Origin of the sequence: Asaia sp. W19, from assembly GCF_003994335.1 — a bacterium.
Lineage (GTDB): Bacteria > Pseudomonadota > Alphaproteobacteria > Acetobacterales > Acetobacteraceae > Asaia.
Window position 1 is genome coordinate 1 of record NZ_PNQZ01000144.1, and the last position, 1,734, is coordinate 1,734.

A 1,734-nucleotide genomic window follows, 5' to 3' on the forward strand; every position below is an offset into this window, starting at 1 on the left:
GGGGAGACGGCGCTTCGGCGCCCCATCCATTTCTTTCCGAGCCGTTATCCGGCGGTCGAACTGGATGTGCGCTCCGCCTCGACACGCGATGTCGAGTTCGCCGTTCGCAACGGCACGGCAACCGCAGGGATCACGCTCTCCCCCCAGCAGCAGCCGAAAATGGAAGCGCCCCCCCTGTTCAGGGAGCGGTCCAATCTCTATTGCGGCTCGCGCCCCCCTCTTTYCGACATGCCCGAAGAAGCCATCGAKGTCGACGCGCTCGCTCAGGCGCGCATGATCAGCGTGAGCGATGCCGCCTCTTCCCCGCGCTGGGACGAATTGCGCCCCGCCATGAATTTTGCCGCGAAAGCCGAGAACATCGATTCTCGTGCGCTGCTGATCCTGTCAGGCATGTATGTCGGGTTCCTGCCGGAGCTGTTCGTCACCCAGATGGTCCAGCAGGACCGGTTGCGTCATATCCGTTTCAATGACCTGCATCTGGTCAATCATTTCTATTTCCTGATACGCCCCACGCCGGAAAACGGTCTCATGGCCGAAACATTCCGCTCCATTCTCGAAGAGACATGCTGATGCGGCTCCTGCCTTGCCTGTTCCTCTGCCTCGCAGCCCTTTTGTCGAGTGCCTCCGTCCGGGCGCAGGAGCGCCCTTCCTTCATCGAAAACAACACCTTGAGTGTCTGCACCAATCCGACCCTGCCGCCCATGACCTTTGTCAACGGGGCGGATCTCTCGGCGATTGACGGGTTCGATATCGCACTGGCCAGGGAGCTCGGTGCGCTGTGGCATGTGCAAGTCACCTTCAAGACCATGGATTTCACGGGGCTGTTCCCCAGTCTGGCCGCCGGGCGGTGCAGTCTGGTCATCAGCGGGGTGCTGAAGCAGGCGGCACGCGAACGTCTTTTTGATGCCGTTGCCTATCTCGACACCTCGCCCGTGATCGTGGCCCCAAGCCAGATTGCGCCAGTCACGAGCTTCGAGGCTCTGGCTGGCCAGAGCCTCGCCGTCGAATCCGGGACCAGCTACGCGGCCCGTATCGAGGAGATCAACCAGACCCTGGTCGCGCGCGGCGAGCCCCCCATCGCCCTGCAGCAATATCCGAGCGAGGATCAGGTGGTGCAGCAGGTGCTTGTCGGGCGCTCGCAGAATTTCCTCAGTCAGGATGTCGAGCTTTTCTATCGTCAGGCCCAGCTTGGCGGGAAACTGCACGTGATCTTCAGCCCCAGCCTGCCGGGCTATTCCGAGTTCGCGCTCTATCTGCGCCGCTCCGGTCAGGACAAGGCGCTTCTGGCCGCTGCCATCGACACGCTGAAGAGACAGGGCAAAATCACGGCCCTCGAGAAGAAATGGAATGTGGGCAGCGCCGCGCGCGCCGCCCTCGGCGTGACGAGCGAAAGGCCGCGCTTTAACACCACCACCTTTTTTTCGGCGCTGTTTTCCATGGCCTTTCTCAAAGGCGCCGTGATGACACTGGTCATTGCGTTGGCCTCCCATGCCGCCGCCATCGTGATTTCCATTCCCATCGCGCTCAAGCTCAACGCACCGCGCTCCCTCTGGCATCCTTTTCTGCGCGCCTATGTCGCCGTATTCCGGGGCGCGCCGACCCTGCTGCAATTGCTGTTCATCTGGAATGCATTGCCGCAGTTCTTTCCCATATTTCGTGAAGGCTGGTTCTCGCCGTTCCTGGCCACCTGGATCTGCCTTTCGATCAATGAATCGGCCTATCAGGTCGAGAKCA

Annotated in this window: 2 protein-coding genes; both read left to right on the forward strand. The window is 61.2% G+C overall.

Annotation, left to right across the window (positions count from 1 at the left end):
* Positions 1-570, forward strand: a 570-nt coding sequence (locus C0V97_RS17440) for a substrate-binding domain-containing protein (protein ID WP_199752003.1), incomplete at its 5' end; no start/stop codon positions are given.
* A partial coding sequence (locus C0V97_RS17445; protein ID WP_158625470.1) for an ABC transporter permease subunit occupies positions 570-1,734 on the forward strand: 1,165 nt, incomplete at its 3' end. The genes C0V97_RS17440 and C0V97_RS17445, both read left to right, overlap by 1 nt.